Annotated in this window: 14 protein-coding genes, 2 tRNA genes and 1 rRNA gene; 2 read left to right on the forward strand and 15 right to left on the reverse strand. The window is 40.1% G+C overall.

Translation table 11 applies throughout. The features are described 5' to 3' along the window. The 15 genes from H514_RS0114310 to spoIIE all read right to left on the reverse strand — a co-directional run. Positions 1-181: ribosomal RNA gene (locus tag H514_RS0114310) — 16S ribosomal RNA — on the reverse strand; the annotation flags it as partial. Between the two features lie 498 nt (positions 182-679). Beyond that, positions 680-2,164 (reverse strand): lysine--tRNA ligase, encoded by a 1,485-nt coding sequence (gene lysS / locus H514_RS0114315; protein ID WP_027447580.1) that lies wholly within the window; start codon positions 2,162-2,164, stop codon positions 680-682. A gap of 210 nt (positions 2,165-2,374) precedes the next feature. Further along, complete coding sequence (locus H514_RS0114320; protein ID WP_027447581.1) at positions 2,375-2,590, reverse strand: helix-turn-helix domain-containing protein; 216 nt, start codon at positions 2,588-2,590, stop codon at positions 2,375-2,377. Further along, positions 2,542-3,072, reverse strand: coding sequence for a 2-amino-4-hydroxy-6-hydroxymethyldihydropteridine diphosphokinase (gene folK, locus H514_RS0114325; RefSeq protein WP_027447582.1), 531 nt, complete (start codon positions 3,070-3,072; stop codon positions 2,542-2,544). The genes H514_RS0114320 and folK overlap by 49 nt, the downstream gene beginning before the upstream one ends. Before the next feature lie 2 nt (positions 3,073-3,074). Further along, positions 3,075-3,437 carry a dihydroneopterin aldolase gene (gene folB / locus H514_RS0114330; protein WP_027447583.1) on the reverse strand — a complete coding sequence of 121 codons (363 nt, stop codon included), beginning with the start codon at positions 3,435-3,437 and terminating at the stop codon, positions 3,075-3,077. Continuing rightward, the gene (gene folP / locus H514_RS0114335) at positions 3,430-4,266 is read right to left on the reverse strand and encodes a dihydropteroate synthase (RefSeq protein ID WP_036843305.1); all 837 of its coding nucleotides are present in this window, start codon (positions 4,264-4,266) and stop codon (positions 3,430-3,432) included. Before folP ends, folB begins: the two co-directional genes overlap by 8 nt. Positions 4,267-4,368: 102 nt before the next feature. After that, the gene (gene cysK, locus H514_RS0114340) at positions 4,369-5,289 is read right to left on the reverse strand and encodes a cysteine synthase A (RefSeq protein WP_027447585.1); all 921 of its coding nucleotides are present in this window, start codon (positions 5,287-5,289) and stop codon (positions 4,369-4,371) included. 164 nt (positions 5,290-5,453) lie between these two features. Next, positions 5,454-6,368 (reverse strand): peptidylprolyl isomerase, encoded by a 915-nt coding sequence (locus H514_RS0114345; protein ID WP_027447586.1) that lies wholly within the window; start codon positions 6,366-6,368, stop codon positions 5,454-5,456. A gap of 30 nt (positions 6,369-6,398) precedes the next feature. Then, positions 6,399-7,274: an Hsp33 family molecular chaperone HslO gene (gene hslO, locus H514_RS0114350; protein WP_027447587.1), complete on the reverse strand. Its 876-nt coding sequence runs from the start codon at positions 7,272-7,274 to the stop codon at positions 6,399-6,401. 280 nt (positions 7,275-7,554) lie between these two features. Next, a complete protein-coding gene (ftsH, locus tag H514_RS0114355; RefSeq protein ID WP_027447588.1) occupies positions 7,555-9,558 on the reverse strand; it encodes an ATP-dependent zinc metalloprotease FtsH in 2,004 nt (667 codons plus the stop codon). Positions 9,559-9,702: 144 nt separating this feature from the next. Continuing rightward, positions 9,703-10,248 carry a hypoxanthine phosphoribosyltransferase gene (hpt, locus tag H514_RS0114360; RefSeq protein WP_027447589.1) on the reverse strand — a complete coding sequence of 182 codons (546 nt, stop codon included), beginning with the start codon at positions 10,246-10,248 and terminating at the stop codon, positions 9,703-9,705. An 11-nt stretch (positions 10,249-10,259) separates the two neighbouring features. Then, positions 10,260-11,651: a tRNA lysidine(34) synthetase TilS gene (gene tilS / locus H514_RS0114365; RefSeq protein WP_027447590.1), complete on the reverse strand. Its 1,392-nt coding sequence runs from the start codon at positions 11,649-11,651 to the stop codon at positions 10,260-10,262. Between the two features lie 118 nt (positions 11,652-11,769). Next, positions 11,770-12,768 (reverse strand): protein kinase domain-containing protein, encoded by a 999-nt coding sequence (locus H514_RS0114370; protein ID WP_036843308.1) that lies wholly within the window; start codon positions 12,766-12,768, stop codon positions 11,770-11,772. Further along, a complete protein-coding gene (locus H514_RS0114375; RefSeq protein ID WP_027447592.1) occupies positions 12,737-13,483 on the reverse strand; it encodes a VWA domain-containing protein in 747 nt (248 codons plus the stop codon). The genes H514_RS0114370 and H514_RS0114375 overlap by 32 nt, the downstream gene beginning before the upstream one ends. Before the next feature lie 101 nt (positions 13,484-13,584). Continuing rightward, positions 13,585-16,038: a stage II sporulation protein E gene (gene spoIIE, locus H514_RS0114380; protein ID WP_027447593.1), complete on the reverse strand. Its 2,454-nt coding sequence runs from the start codon at positions 16,036-16,038 to the stop codon at positions 13,585-13,587. 381 nt (positions 16,039-16,419) lie between these two features. Between spoIIE and H514_RS0114385 the strand changes: the two genes are divergently transcribed. After that, positions 16,420-16,496 (forward strand) — tRNA-Met (locus tag H514_RS0114385). Between the two features lie 50 nt (positions 16,497-16,546). Beyond that, positions 16,547-16,618 (forward strand) — tRNA-Glu (locus H514_RS0114390). Positions 16,619-16,819 lie beyond the last annotated feature (201 nt).

The raw sequence follows: 16,819 nt of genomic DNA on the forward strand, positions 1-16,819 counted from the left end.
AGCCCCGGTTTCCCGGGGTTATCCCGATCTCTCAGGTAGGTTACCCACGTGTTACTCACCCGTCCGCCGCTCGATCCACAACAATCACCCCGAAGGGATCATGTTGTTTCACGCGCTCGACTTGCATGTATTAGGCACGCCGCCAGCGTTCGTCCTGAGCCAAGATCAAACTCTCCATAAGAGTTCGCCTTTGCATCAAAATGATGTCTGGCTTTTAAAAAAATAAAAAGTAATTCATTGACGTAACATGTCGTTTCGTTCAGTTTTCAAGGATCAAATAGTGTTTCTTTTATTTCGTCGCCTCAAAACAGCGACTTAATTAATATACCATCTTACCAACCTTAAGTCAATAACTTTTTTAAGTTTTTTCAATGACTTTGGTTGATTTGTTGCGTTGTTTTGCTGTAATGCTTTGCTGTGTCGCTAACGCAACGTTTAATAATGTACCATGGCTTCAACGGATAACGCAATAGATTATTTATACTTTTTTAATGTAAGTTTATTCAGATATTTCAGAAGTTGCTTCAAAACGCGCCACAATAGGAAAACAACACTGTTTTAAAAGTTGACTCTACTTATTCAAACACTATAAATATCTCTCGTCTGTATATGCTCTTCTATTATAAAAAGGTGAATATAAAAAACGTCCACCATTTAATTGGTGGACGTTTTTCTATCATTATTCTTTATGGCGCATTTGAGGGAACAGTAACACATCACGGATGGATGGTGAATTCGTTAGTAGCATTACTAAACGATCGATACCGATTCCTAGCCCGCCTGTTGGTGGTAAACCATACTCTAATGCTTCTAAGAAGTCTTCATCCATTAAATGAGCTTCATCGTTTCCTTCTTCACGTTCTTTCACTTGTGATTCAAAACGTTCACGTTGGTCTACTGGATCATTTAACTCAGAGAATGCATTCGCATGTTCACGACCTACAATAAATAATTCAAAACGATCTGTAAAACGCTCATCTTCTTTATTCTTCTTCGCTAGCGGAGAAATTTCAACTGGATGACCATAAACAAATGTAGGTTGAATAAGTTTCTCTTCTACAAAATGCTCAAAGAACTCATTTACAATATGGCCAAACGTCATACTTTTTTCTACTTTTACGCCATGTTCTTTTGCTAATGCATGTGCTTCTTCATCAGTCATTTGCTGCCAGAAGTCTACCCCTGTATATTCTTTAATCGCATCTACCATATGGAGTCTTGTCCATTCTGGCTCAAGATTTACTTCATAATCACCATAGTGTACTGTAGCAGTTCCAAGTACATCTTTTGCAATATGAGAAATGACATTCTCTGTTAATGCCATGATGTCATGGAAGTCGGCATAGGCTTCATACAACTCAAGCATCGTAAATTCTGGATTATGGCGAGTAGATACGCCTTCGTTACGGAATACACGTCCAATTTCATAGACTTTTTCCATTCCACCTACGATTAGACGCTTTAAGTGTAGCTCGATAGCAATACGCATATATAAAGGCATATCTAATGCATTGTGGTGTGTAATAAATGGACGCGCGGAGGCACCACCCGGGATAGCGTGCATGGTTGGTGTTTCTACTTCTAAGAAACCACGACCATCAAAATAACGACGCATAGACTGAATGATTTTACTTCTCATTACAAACGTATCACGGCTATCTGGATTCGTAATTAGATCAAGGTAACGTTGACGATAGCGTTGCTCAACGTCTTTAAGTCCGTGGAACTTCTCAGGTAATGGACGCAGAGACTTGGTAAGCATGTGCAATTCACTTGCTTTTACGGAAAGCTCACCAACTTTTGTTTTGAAAACCGTACCTGCGACACCTACGATATCTCCCATGTCAGCAGATTGGAAAAGTTCATATGCCTCTTCACCTACTGTATCTTTACGTACGTAGATTTGAATTTGGCCTTTAAGATCTTGAATGTGCGCGAATCCAGCTTTACCTTTACCACGCTTTGTCATGATACGCCCAGCTATTGTTGTCTGAATAGCTTTTTCCTCAAGATCCTCTTTTGAAATTTCGCTATAGGCTTCTTTTAGGTCTTCAGATAGATGGGTACGCTCGAATTTGTTACCGAATGCATCAACGCCTTGGTCAGCATAGGACTGTAGTTTTTCACGGCGAACCCGCATGTGCTCATTTAATTCTTCCGTCATGTTTTATCACTCCATTTATTATGAACTGTTCGGTTCATATGATTAATCTTAAGTAAAACTTATGGATGTATCCCGATTAATAAAAACTGCCAGAAATACCGGCAGTTTTTATAGTTTGAGTAGCATGATGACAAAAATAGTGACCCCATATATTGTGAAAAATCGATCATTTGAACTTAAACGTAAGTATAGAAAACTCTCTACTTAATGTCAATTTAGGTCACTTTTTGGTGTGAGTTCTTGAACAGGGATACCAAGCTCAATAGACATTTTGTTGATCATTTTCTCATTGGGTGCCCGTGTCCCTCTTTCAATCTCACCTAATACAGATACAGAAATATCGATCTTATTAGCAAAGTTAATTTGCGTATAACCTTTTAGTTTTCTGTATGCTTTGATTCGCTTTCCCCATTTTTCGGCTTCCATGGTTTGACCCCTTCTATCTCTTCATCCGCTAAAGCAGATAACAGTTGCTTTACAGATTGCTGCATATGCGGTACATGTAGTTCTTGATCTATTTCATATAAAGGAACAAGTACAAAAGCTCGTTCTTGTAACCTTGGGTGTGGGACCATTAACTGCTCTGATTCAATATTTTCTTGATTATATAGTAAAATGTCAAGGTCTATCGTACGAGGGCCCCATTTTACCAAACGTTCTCTACCTAACGTTTGTTCAATAGACTGACAGTAAGATAGCAGTTCTTGAGCACTTAATTTCGTTTCCACATGAATAACCATATTCAAGAAATCACTTTGTTCAGTATAACCTACCGGAACCGTTTCATAAATAGATGATCTTTGTAAAACATGAATTCCCTCATGTTCCTCAATTCTATCGATGGCTTGATATAGGTATTGGGCACGAGGGGAGATATTCGATCCGAGCGCTATATAGGCATGCACCATCACTATGATCTCTCCCTATAAATTTCGATGGCAACCGAGTCGTAGTGCCCAGGGATAGGAGGATCTGGCTTAATGACCTTCACCTTAATTGCTTGCACCTTTTGAAAGGTGTCTAGCATGGTTGAGGCAATGTCTTCAGCCACTGCTTCTACTAGTTGCTTCGCTTGACCTTCCACAACTTTCTTCGTTTCATCGTAAATATGGCCATAATTGACACTTTCATTCATGTCATCTGTCTCTCCCGCTTTTTTCAAGTCAAGCTCTATCTCTAAATCTACAATAAAACGCTGACCTAATTTGTTTTCTTCAGGAAACAAACCATGATAGCCGTAAAATGTCATCTGGTTCATTAATATTTTATCCATTGATCGCATCTCCTTTTCCAATCATAGCATCCATCATCTTCACCATACGGGCAATAGGTTGTACATCATGAACACGCACGATATCAGCCCCTTTTTGAACTCCAAGACAAACTGTGGCTCCAGTCCCTTCCATTCTTTCTTCTACCGGAAGATCTAACACATGGCCAATAAACCTCTTGCGTGATGTACCCAGTAAGATCGGATAACCCAATTCATTAAATGCATCCAAATGCTGCATAACAAATAAGTTATCTTTCATGGATTTCGCAAAGCCTACTCCTGGATCCAGGAAGATATTATGATCTTTCACACCTGCTTCTTTAACAATCCGAACACTCTCTTTTAGATCTTCTTTCATATCCTGAAGCAGATCTTTGTATTCTCGATTATCACGGTTGTGCATCAGGATAATGGGTACTTGATAAGCTGCAGCAACATTCGCCATTTCTGGGTCATACTTCGCTCCCCACACATCATTAATAATGGAAGCACCGGCTTCAATAGCTTGTTGTGCAACTTCAGCTTTATAGGTGTCGATCGAAATCGGTATGTTCACTGCTTGTTTCAACTTCCTTATGATTGGTAGCACTCTTTTCAATTCATCCTCAGCAGAAACAGGTTCATGCCCAGGTCGGGTCGATTCACCACCGACATCAATAATATGAGCTCCATTCGCTTCCATTTCTTTAGCTTGCTCTATAGCAGCCTCTAACTCATTAAACTGACCACCATCAGAAAATGAATCAGGCGTAACATTTAAAATTCCCATTACGAGCGTTTGCTTTTGCAAATCATAGGATTTTACACTTGTTTGTAGATAATGTTCCATGATCTAACTCCTTTTACCGACTTCCATTTCTTCTTCTATTGTACTTGATCTTTTTCCATAATAAAAACCCTTCCTCATGAGGAGAAAGGGTTTTTATCCTGTTTATTCGAATTGATAAAGTGGTGTAGATAGATAACGTTCTCCATTACTAGGAACAATGGCTAATACTTTCTTCCCTTTGCCTAGCTTTTTAGCTACTTGTTGTGCAGCGTAAATCGCTGCTCCAGAAGAAATTCCACCAAGCAACCCTTCTACTTTCGCCGCTTCTCGAGCGGTTTCAAAGGATTGTTCATTTGTAACGGTCAACACTTCATCATAAATGTCTGTGTTTAAGATTTTCGGAACAAAGCCAGCACCAATCCCCTGAATCTTATGTGGGCCACCTTTTCCACCAGATAAAACTGGAGAGCCTTCAGGTTCTACTGCATAAATTTGAATATCTTTAAAGTGCTCCTTTAATACTTTACCTGCACCAGTAATCGTGCCACCTGTTCCAATACCTGATACAAAAGCGTCTAAACCATCACGCATTTGCTCAACAATTTCAGGTCCAGTTGTTCGTTCATGTACACGGGGATTTGCTTCGTTATTAAATTGCTGAGGCATAAAGTAACCTTTTTCATCATGCAATTCTTCCGCCTTTTTAATAGCACCCTTCATTCCTTCACTACCTGGTGTCAATACTAATTCAGCTCCATATGCCTTTAGGAGGTTACGACGTTCTTGACTCATCGTATCTGGCATGACTAATACAGATTTATATCCTTTAGCTGCAGCAACCATAGCCAAACCAATACCTGTGTTTCCACTTGTAGGCTCCAAGATTGTATCACCAGGTTTTAGTTGACCGTTCTCTTCTGCGTCTTCAATCATCGCTAATGCAATACGATCTTTAACCGAACTGCCTGGATTCATGAATTCTAATTTCACATAAATATCTGCTTCGTCTTCATTCGTCATCCCGTTAAGCTTTACGATTGGAGTTTGCCCTATTAACTCGGCAATTGAATTTACTACTCTCATTCCGCTCACCTCAAATTCCAAGTATTTTTATATGTTTTATATACAATGTATGCAAAATCGTTTGAATTGTCAAACAAAAAGTGTCTATTGCCTAATAAAGTAATATGACTTTTATTTATCCCCTATACCCTGATGGACGTATTTATAAAAAAATAGGCGAATCGTTAATCGCCAAATACCCAGTCCACTTGGGCTTCTTCCCAAAGGGGTTTTGCAGAAAACGAATCACCTACATATTCAAGTGCTAATTCTCTTTTTATTTGTTTTTTCACTTCCTCAAAGGAAAACGTAATGGAAGGCAACTTACGGTGTACATAGAGTAATACATATCCTTGATCTGTATCAAATGGAGAGCTATAGGATTGGGGAGATAAATCCTGTGCTGTCCGAAAATATATTCCCGGAAGGTATTGGCTTTTTTTTGAAAAATACCCAAGGTAACCGCCACTCTCTTTTGTAAAGCCATCAATCGAATACTCTCGAGCTAGCATTTCAAATGAAGCCCCTTCATCAAGTTCCTTTTTCACTTTATTTGCTTCTTGTTGAGTTTTTACTAAGATTTGGGAGAACTGATATGTTTCATCAAAGTCATATTGATCTTCATGCTCTTTGTAATAGGACTTGATTTTTTCAGATTTGATACCAATATCCTTTGTTAAAAGCTCTTCAAGATAAAAGCGATATCGCACTTCATCGAGCCACCGTTTTCGCTCTGCCTCTATTTGTTCTCTTTCCATTACACCTAACATGGTTTCCATGAGAGAAAGTTCACGTTGAATCAGCTTATCTTCTATTTGGATGTCATATTGGTCGGCCATCTTAAATACAACCTGACGATCAATCATGTGTCTTAACACTGATTTTCCGTACTGATTTTGCAATTCTTGTTCCCATTCTTCATACTCAATCGGCTCTCCCCCGACAAGTGCCACAGGTTCATTTCGATTTTCGACTAAAGGTTTCGCTGCATAATTTTCAGCATCATCAACTTGTCCTCTAACATTCACCCAAATAAGAAGTGTCGTTAAATTTGTAATTAACAACACTACAATAATCCCCCATAAGAACTTTCTCGTCATGATGACCACCTTTTCCCCAAGTTGATCTTGTTATGCGTCAGACTTTATAGCTTTTAACTCATCTTCCGTAAAGTGGTACACTTCATTACAAAAATGACAGGATGCTTCTGCACCACGATCTTCATGAATCATTTTTTCTAACTCTTCATCTCCCAGTCCCTTTAACGCTTGTTCTAGACGTTCCCTAGAACAACGACACTGAAATCGAACAGGTGTATGCGTAAGAATATTTACATCACCATCCGCTAGAATCGTTTTTAAGATATCCTCAGGTGACTTACCGTGTTCAATCATAGCCGAGATAGGAGGTAGTTCATTTAGTTTTTGTTCAATTTTAGTAATCGTTTCATCATCGGCATCTGGCATCATCTGAATAATGAACCCACCTGATGCTTTAATTGAATGATCTGGATTCACCAAAACACCAGCACCTACAGCTGATGGTACTTGTTCAGAGTTCGCAAAGTAATAGGTGAAATCTTCGCTAATTTCTCCAGAGACAATAGGAACTTCACCAGTAAAATAATCTTTTAATCCGGTGTCTTTTACAACGCTTAGTGTACCTGTTGTACCTACTGCTCGAGACACATCCAACTTCCCTTTTTCGTTAAGGTCAAAGTCTACATGCGGATTGGACAAGTAAGCTCGTACAACACCATGTGCATTAACATCAGCAACAATAACACCTACTGGACCTCCACCTTCAACTTTTATCGTAAGCTGGTCATCCCCTTTGTGCATAGCACCCATCATCGTTGAAATGGACATCGTACGACCCAATGCTGCTGATGCAGTTGCATACGTATCCTGACGACGACAAGCTTCTGCCACTGTGTCAGTTGACTCAATTGCGTACGCACGAACTTGACCGCCAAACGCTGTCGCTCTTATTAGATAATCACTCATGATGATTCATTCTCCTTTATTGATGATTTTTCCTGCTTAAAGCAGACAATTTCTTTTATATTCCCTTATGGGCACGTCATAATTTCCTCTTTTAAAAACTCTTATAACGTATCTTTCCCTGTTCATTATCAATTCACTCGATAACGAATACATCATACCACATCAGTAAATATAGATATATCTGTATGCACTTATGAACAAAAGCGGAAGCGCCCGTTTTTATAATTTCCTAGAGCAACGCAAAAACTGCCCCGGCCTTTTGGCAGGAGCAGTTTTATGATTAATCTTCTTTACGATTCTCTTCATCATTCGTTGATTCTTCGTCTGATTGCTTTTGTTCTTCATCCTTTGATTGAATGTTCACTTTCACATCAGAATTTGATTCAGAAGAATTCTTTTCTTTTTCCTTGTTTTCAGCCAATTCTAGTTTATGCTCTGATTCTTCAGGCATTACACCATCTTCGAACAAGGATTTAATTTCAGAAGCATCAAGCGTTTCAACTTTAAGCAATGTTTGTGCGATGAGTTCAAGCTGCTCTTTGTTATCCGTTAAGATTTGCTTCGCTCGATCATAACATTCTTTAATAATACGCTGTACTTCTTGATCAATTTCGTAAGCGATCTGGTCACTGTAGTTTTGTTCGTTTTGGATGTCACGACCTAAGAATACTTGGCCGCCTCCGCCACCGAATTGCAATGGTCCAAGTTTCTCACTCATACCATATTCAGTAACCATCTTACGCGCAATGCTTGTTGCACGTTGGAAGTCATTGTGAGCACCTGTACTTACTTCGCCGAAGATAACTTCCTCAGCAACACGTCCACCGAGTAAACCGATGATCTTATCAAGCAACTCTGGCTTCGTCATCATGAAACGATCTTCTTTCGGAAGCATAACAGCATAACCGCCAGCTTGACCTCTTGGAACGATCGTAACTTTGTGAACAGCGTCTGCTTCATCAAGAACCATACCGATAATCGTGTGTCCACTCTCGTGATAAGCCACAATATTTCGTTCCTTATTAGAGATAACACGGCTCTTCTTAGCTGGACCAGCAATTACACGGTCTATCGCTTCATCAATGGATTGCATATCAATTTTCTCTTTATCTGCACGAGCAGCAACAAGCGCAGCTTCGTTCAGTAAGTTTTCTAAATCAGCACCAGAGAAACCTGGAGTACGCATTGCAATTGTTTTGAGATCAACGGAATCTTCATCCATTGTCTTGTTTTGCACGTGTACTTTAAGAACCTCTTGACGTCCTTTTAAGTCTGGGCGATTAACCGTGATTTGACGGTCAAAACGTCCTGGACGTAATAATGCAGGGTCAAGAATGTCAGGGCGGTTTGTTGCAGCGATAATGATAATACCTTCATTCGCTCCAAATCCGTCCATTTCAACTAGCAATTGGTTTAGCGTTTGTTCACGCTCATCGTGACCTCCACCTAAACCAGCTCCACGTTGACGACCAACAGCATCAATCTCATCAATAAAGATGATACATGGTGCGTTTTTCTTCGCATTTTCAAATAGATCACGTACACGGGATGCACCGACACCAACAAACATCTCCACGAAGTCAGAACCACTGATAGAGAAGAATGGTACACCTGCTTCACCCGCTACTGCACGTGCAAGCAATGTTTTACCTGTTCCTGGAGGTCCTACTAAAAGAACACCCTTCGGAATACGGGCACCGATTGCCGCGAACTTACGTGGGTCTTTTAAGAAATCAACCACTTCGACAAGCTCTTGCTTTTCTTCGTCCGCACCGGCTACGTCTTTAAAACGAACTTTCTTCTTATCTTCGCTGAAGAGTTTTGCTTTACTCTTACCGAAGTTCATCACTTTACCGCCGCCACCTTGGGCTTGGTTAAGTAAGAAGAAGAATAAAATAAAGATAATCACAAAAGGAATGATGGATGTGAAAAAGCGCACCCACCCACTAGGCTCTTCTGCTTTTAAATTTTCAACAACTGTACCCTGCTCTTGAGCGGTATTTAACATTTGTTCTTCAACGATTTCATTATCAGGGAATGTTGCAGTAAAGGATTCGTTCTCCCCTTCTTCTCCCGTTGAAGTTAATGTACCACTTATATTGTAAGCCTGGTTCGTATATTGATAGGTCATCTCTTCAATTTGACCATTATTTAACTTTTGCATGAACTGATTATAATTCAGTTGTGTATCTTCAGGTTCTTCTGAATTAAAGAGGCCTACTACCCCAATCACAACTAAAAATATTAGAGCGTAAAAGATTGTATTGCGAAATACGCGGTTCATTGCCTACCTCCTCCCAAGCGAGAAAACTATAGTAAATCGTACCATATTTGAAAGTTGCTATACAACTGATACCCCTTTTCCATAAAGGGGGCAAAGCGTTTAACCCTGATTAAGCAATTATATGCTATAAAGGATTAGTTATGACTACTTGTCTCCACCATATACAGATGGTTTTAATACACCAATATACGGAAGGTTACGGTATTTCTCTTGATAGTCTAACCCATACCCGACAACGAATTCATCAGGAATTTCAAAACCAGCTACATCTGGTTTCACATCTCCCTTACGTCCGGATGGCTTATCCAAGAGTGTAACAATTTTAATGGATCTTGCTTTACGATATTTAAATAAGTCCACCAAATAGCTAAGTGTTAAACCACTATCGATAATATCTTCGATAATGAGTAAGTCTCTTCCTTCAACCTTTGTGTCTAAATCTTTAACGATTTTCACTTCTCCAGATGATTCGGTTCCGCCATGATAGCTAGAAACGTCCATGAAATCCATCTCAAGATGGGTTTCCACGCGTTTTAGCAAATCAGACATAAAAGGCATCGCACCTTTTAAAACCCCAATAGCTAATGGGAAGTTTCCACTATACTCTTCTGTTAGCTTCCCAGCCATTTCTTTAATTTTCTCTTGAATCTCTTCCTCAGAGATCAAGACTTTTTCCATGTCATTATGCATTTTCCATCCTCCTAGAAGTTCTCTTGGTTCTTATACATGAGATGTAACCAGGCTTCGGGCTTTGAACTTGTGTTAATTCGGGCTTTTTGTAGTGACACAATCCACAAAAGCTTTCCTGTAGCATCTGTTACGATTGGCCACTGATCGCGCTCTATTTGAGGGATTTTTTCATCAATAAATAAATTCTTCACTTTCTTATGTCCATCCATTCCCCTTATGGAGATGCGATCCCCAGGGTTCCTTGTACGAACAGTAAGTGGGAGAGTTATGTTATTGATATCACAAGCAAAGTGATAGAGACCCTCATCTTGGTAACGATCGTTGATATAAGCTTGTATCATTGCACCATTTGGTAACTGGACTTCTCCTGGTACTTGTAATGGATAATGAAAGGGTACAACTTCTGTTTGATCAAACGTAAAAGTGACCGTTTCATATGAACGAACAACGGTTAACCCTAACGGCATATCAATTGATGCTTGAGGTGTTTCATCTTCCATCATTCGTATGTATTGTTCCCAATGAAGGTAAGAACCATCGTAAATGGTCTGTTGATAAAGATAGTTTAATATTAGATGAAAGGATCTCCTTTGTAAAGGACGAGGAATGGATAGAAATTCGGTCCGATCTACAACCAATTTTCGACCTTGTTTTTGAAACATGGAAGAGTCAAAAATTCGTTTTGCTTCATGTTGCAAATAGTCCTCATCATCCTCCCGATATTCATGATACTTTTGCATATGTTCATGAATCTTCGGGTTATGTTCTTTTAAAAAGGGAAGAACTTTCATCCGGAAAGCATTACGCGTATAATAAGGTGATTCATTCGATTCATCATATCTAGGCTGAATATGATTTTGCTTACAATACGCTTCTATCTCTCCTTTTGTTACCCCTAAAAAGGGACGGATAAGCTTACCTTGCCCAAAAGGTCGTTTCTCAGGGATTCCATGTATATGCATGGGTTCAACCCCTCGCATCATTCCCATATACAATGTTTCCACTTGATCATCACCATGGTGTCCAAGAGCTAAAAGGTCCGCTTGATAGGTGCTCATGCATTCCTCAAAGAATTGATAACGCATAGCCCTTGCAGCAACTTGAGTCCCCACTCCGTGTTTTCGCTTATATGTCGGAACATCTAATGAGGCTACCTTATACTCTATCCCCCATTTTTCACATTGTAATGCGACATATTGCACATCACTTTCTGATTCATTCCCTCTCAATTGATGGTCGATTGTCAGTACAACAAGTCGCAACTGCCAAGCTTCCCTTTTTTGAAGGAAATAATGAAGAAGGGCCATAGAGTCAGGCCCTCCAGAAACTCCTATTAAAATGGTTGCACCATGTTTGAAAAGCTGGTGTTTTCGAGCAAATTGATCGACCTTCTGGTTAAACAATCGCTCCACTCCGTTCTATATTTGTATCTTTATAAGAGTGCGTTCATAGAATAATGAACAACGACTTTATACCATCTATATCCTACCATTTATGGAACACTAACTGCAAAAGCTGTGGTTAAATCCATTGCAAAATTACGTAAACAATATAAAACATGCAAACCACAACAATTATTCCGGCTCCTTCCCATAAATATTTTGCTTGGGATGGAGAAGAATTATTACGCTTTTGAACTGTTTTTTTCTGCTGTTTTCTTTGAGTTCGAGAATGAGTACGAGATGATTGTTGGTCCTTTAATCGATTGTTTGACACGTTCATTAACTGATTTGTAATATCTTGCTCCATTTCTTTGCTCGAACGATACTTTCCGTATAATGCCTTTTGGATAGCAGTTGCATATGGCTTTAGAGAAGAGGCTTGTTGAAGATGACGCATAAGTGTCTTTTCTGGGTCTTTTCCTTTTTCAAACCGCTTCGGATAATATACATGAATCATAACCATCGCAAGTGCGAATAAATCATAGGTGGGCTCTGCCTTTCGTGAGCCTAACCCCCAATAGCCGCGATCATAAAACTCTGTGTACTCCTTAATCGCCCTTCCAATCTGTGTCGTCCCCCCTACGTCAATCCAACGTAATCTAGCAGGAGGGAACGTTACAATAAGGTTCTCCGTTTTTAAGTCACCGAAAACCCAGCCAGCTTCATGCAAATCACCTAAATCCTTCAGAAGTTGAACCATAAGTATTCCTAACCATTCATGGCCATGCTTTTGGATAAAGGTCGATAATTCTTTCCCTTTTAAATATTCCATTGCATAAAAAGAAATTTGGCTTCCATTGGGTTGCACCCAATCATCTACATCTAATAAAGAAGGTCCAAGGCGCTTACCTTGGACCTTCTGAAATGTTCGTAACACATTGACCTCTGTTGTGATGGAGGAACCATTTTGGCTAAACTTTATCGCAACCTGTTGATTCCCTTGATCAGCAAGGTACACTGTCCCACAAGCACCGGACCCAAGTTTTTTTCGAATGAGATAGGAATGGTTGTGCCACTTCCCTGTGACCACCGATCCTATCGGGAGATTAATCCCCTGACTCTTCCATTGTTGATTCATCACGAGATAAGAAACTCCTCAAGTTTCGTTTTTTTGGAGCAAATTGATTCATTGCTTCACGCAGAGCTGGTCCGGTTGGTGTAATACCTCCACTTGTAAGCTTTGGAAAAACAGATGAAATTGATTCAAGCTGCGGAGTCCAATCCATCACCTTGCTTACATCTTTTCCTCGTTTTCCTGGGAACGAGTATATGGAGAAGCGGTTGTTCCCTGTACGTGCATTAAGACTAAGGGATAAATCGAACAAGGCATCCTGTACGGTTGGAAGTTTATTATGCATACTTGCGCTTGTATCTACCAAAACCAAAACTTCCAAGTCACAAGTTTCACCTAAATCTTCTACGACCTCCATCACTTCTCCTCGTTTTTCTGGGGGTAACTCTTCTATTTTTTGATCTTGTCCAAGTATCTGTTGAAGTTCTTGGTTCACTACACCTTGTAGCGTTTGGGTCATGGCTTGCCTTGTGACCATTTGAACGGTTTGAGAAAGTGACTTGGCATAAACGACCTGACTATACCCTCCACCAGACATTGCAATCTCTTCAACTTCTTCTAATCCTTCAGGCTGTTCCGATTGTTCATTTTCCAACACACCAATCACATTAACTGTAATCCCTTGCTGTAGTGCAAGTGTCGCAACAGCTGCAGGATCTTCCCCTTTATTTGAGCATCCATCCGTAATCAACAAAATCTGCTTCAATGTCCCTTTATTCATTAACGATCTCCTCCTCCGAGATTTCTACTACCATCATGGACAAGAGGAGAAGACTTTATACGTTAAAAAAGTAGAAAAGCGGTAAGTTCTAGCTTTACCGCTTATTGTGCATAGTTTTCATAGATTGGTATGTTCGCCCACTCTGGCACATTACGTTGGATCTTCGCTACAACAACCGTCATATCGTCCTCAATGGCACCAGAACGCGTTCGAACAACCTCTTCTAGCAAAAGATCAGCTACCGCTTGTGGGTCCTCTGTCTCCATATCACGAATTTTCCTCTTCAGCCACATGTCGACATTTTCGATATGTTTTGGACCTTCAAATATACCATCACTCATCATGATTAATAGATCGCCGGCCTTCAGTTGTTCACTCACCACTTCAACGTCAAACTCTCGAATGATTCCAATAGGTAAGTTACTCGACTCTACCTTCATAAGTTGGTCACCACGTTTAATAAAACTAGGAGTAGAACCAATCTTTAAAAAGCGTACCGCTGCATCATGTAAGTCAACTACAGCCAAATCTAAGGTAGAGAAAATCTCATCAGTTGTTCGTAAAGATAGAATCGAGTTAATGGACTTAATCGCAACTTTCTCCTCAATGCCAGACTGGAGGATCTGTTGCAACAACCGTAGCGTCTCTACACTTTCTACATGTGCTCGCTCACCATTACCCATTCCGTCACTAATCGCTACTGCATATTTTCCAGCCCCTAGTTCCATTGTCGAATAACTGTCACCTGACACTAAGCCTCCATCTTTTGCTGCATGAGATACACCTGTATCAATAACGAATTTCTTCGCGCTACCAAAAGAGAAATAACAATAGCCGTTCGGGAATGGAGAAATCTCTTCATGTTTAATCACAATTGTTTCACTAAGTATCTCTGATAATACAGGTGCGATAATCTTAGCCCCTTCCCCTTTATAATCATAGAACGATAACGTCATTTCGATATCGACATTGCCCGCATCCAAACTATATATATCTAGCTTTTCTATCTCAAATCCCATCCCTTTTAGCGCATGAACAATTTCTTCTTCTTGGAGTTCATGGTTTTCACGTTCTTTTAATATTTCTTTAGCAAAATCCCCCATCACCTCAGACACTCCACTAAGTTGATCTGCTACAAATCGTCGACTCTCAAGCACTTGCTTTTTAAGTTTTTGATTTGCCTGGAAAAAAGAGAGCTCATGTTGCATGGTCTCGACTACTTTCTTCGATTTCACACAATGGTTTTCAAATTCATGTTGTAATTTCCGCTTATGTTGATATGTTCCTGCATCTAGCTCTGACATCATTTCTTGCATATAGTTATACGTCTTATCAAACTGTTGTGCCCAGCATTTATCCTTCTTGAAACATGTTTGACAGGTCTTTTCTGTAACATTGCTCAGGAAATAATCCGTTTCTTTTGATTCGCTATCACCTTCAGTCTGCCACTGCACCTGTGAGAAGCTTTTTGATAAAGCTTGAAAGACCTCAGAAAATTGCTCTACCCGATTTGCAGTGACGTTACGAACCTTCTGTAAGTATTGTTCTTGTTCTTGAGAATGTTCATTTGTACCCGGAATAAAACGAGCAAGCTTGCGAATCCATTTTTCAGGAGTGAGGAAAAAGAGCAATACCGCGAAAGAAGACTCCATCATTGATGGCGTCAATGCTTGAACACCTTCCCCATAAATCCCTATCAGAAGCGTACCAACAAAGAGGCCCATACCGACTCCAAATTTTTTTCCGTCTTTTAATAGTCCTCCTAATAAACCAGAAAAAGCGAGCAGGCTCATTTGATAGAGACTTGCCACATTAGCCAGGCTTAGTATGAGTCCCGTTACGACACCGACTGTGGAGCCGATCGCCGCCCCGCCAATATATGCTAGCCATAGCACTAAATAGCGGGATAAGATTTGTTCAAGTGACACATCATTAATGTGCCAACCTATCGTTCCGGTCAACACAGACGCAAGGAGGATAATCATACAAACAATTTCTTCATTTTTCAAAGACTGTTTGTACCGTTTTGGTGATATTAAAGGAATGCTTTGCATAAAAATAAGTACAAGTATCGCACTCAGACTTGCTTCCACTAATGCTAATACCCAATCATATACTTCAACTCTTTGAAAAACTGTATAGCTTACGATTCTTGGTAGAATACTAGCGACAAACACAAGAATCGGTAAGATCTGTTGTTGATTGCGATACCGTTGAAAAAGAAAAGCAAGCAAAAACAGACCGAACATGGATCCCATGATGTACAAGCTATGCTGCCAATGAATCGTAATAGCCCCTAATAGAGTTGCAGTTACTACCTTCAACGACTTCTCTTTCCGCATAAGCCATACGGAAGCGAGAAAAGACAGGGCAAAAGGCGATACGGACGACAGCACAATTGCTCGTCCAAGTAGAAAGCCCACGATGAATAAAAGCCAGCCCCGTTCAATGAACAATACCTTCGTCTGCTCCCCCATCTTCCGCTTCCAATTTTCCAACGAGGATATTCCTATTCCCATTATTTTAGTCCCCCGTCGAGTTAATGTCTCCATCATGTTTACCACTCCTTCTTGTTTTTCCATTTAAACACAGGAGACAAGCTAAATTTGTCAAAACATCAGAAGTGATTCGAAAAAACATTCGACTTGTTTCTTTGTAACAGAGGACATTTCGTCATAAACTATAACGGTTAGGGAGAAAGAGCTTGTATAAACTGTCGTAAATGATGATGTTTTCCACGAAATCCACGAGCGAAAATAGTTTAAATATACTGACAATAATTTATCTATTAAATTATGTTGACACTGCATATATGGTGGTGTAATATAATGCTTGTGACTTTGAACGACACATTGTCCTTATTAGCAAAGGCGATGATTTCATTCTGAGAAACTTTTAGAGTAGATCATGAAAGAAGGAGCCTTTCTCTTATATTTGGCGGCGTAGCTCAGCTGGCGAGAGCGTACGGTTCATACCCGTGAGGTCGTGGGTTCGACTCCCTCCGCCGCTACCATTTTTATTTTTAAGGTCGATTTTCGATCTAAAACATACACAAGCTATAATGGCCCGTTGGTCAAGTGGTTAAGACACCGCCCTTTCACGGCGGTAACACGGGTTCGAATCCCGTACGGGTCATCCGATTCTTGTCCTAACCCGCACATGATTTTTCATGTGCGGGTTTTTTATGTTTAAAAATAGATCTTTATAGTCCATTAAAGCCCCCTTATCTTGAAGACTTGGTTTCGAGATAAAGTGCGTATGGTTCCGTTGCTTTTGTGCAGATCGGCGGGCTGTGGAACGGGTTGCTTTCCTGCGGACGAAGCGCCGAGCCTCCTC

Source organism: Pontibacillus marinus BH030004 = DSM 16465, assembly GCF_000425225.1.
GTDB classification, from domain to species: domain Bacteria; phylum Bacillota; class Bacilli; order Bacillales; family BH030062; genus Pontibacillus; species Pontibacillus marinus.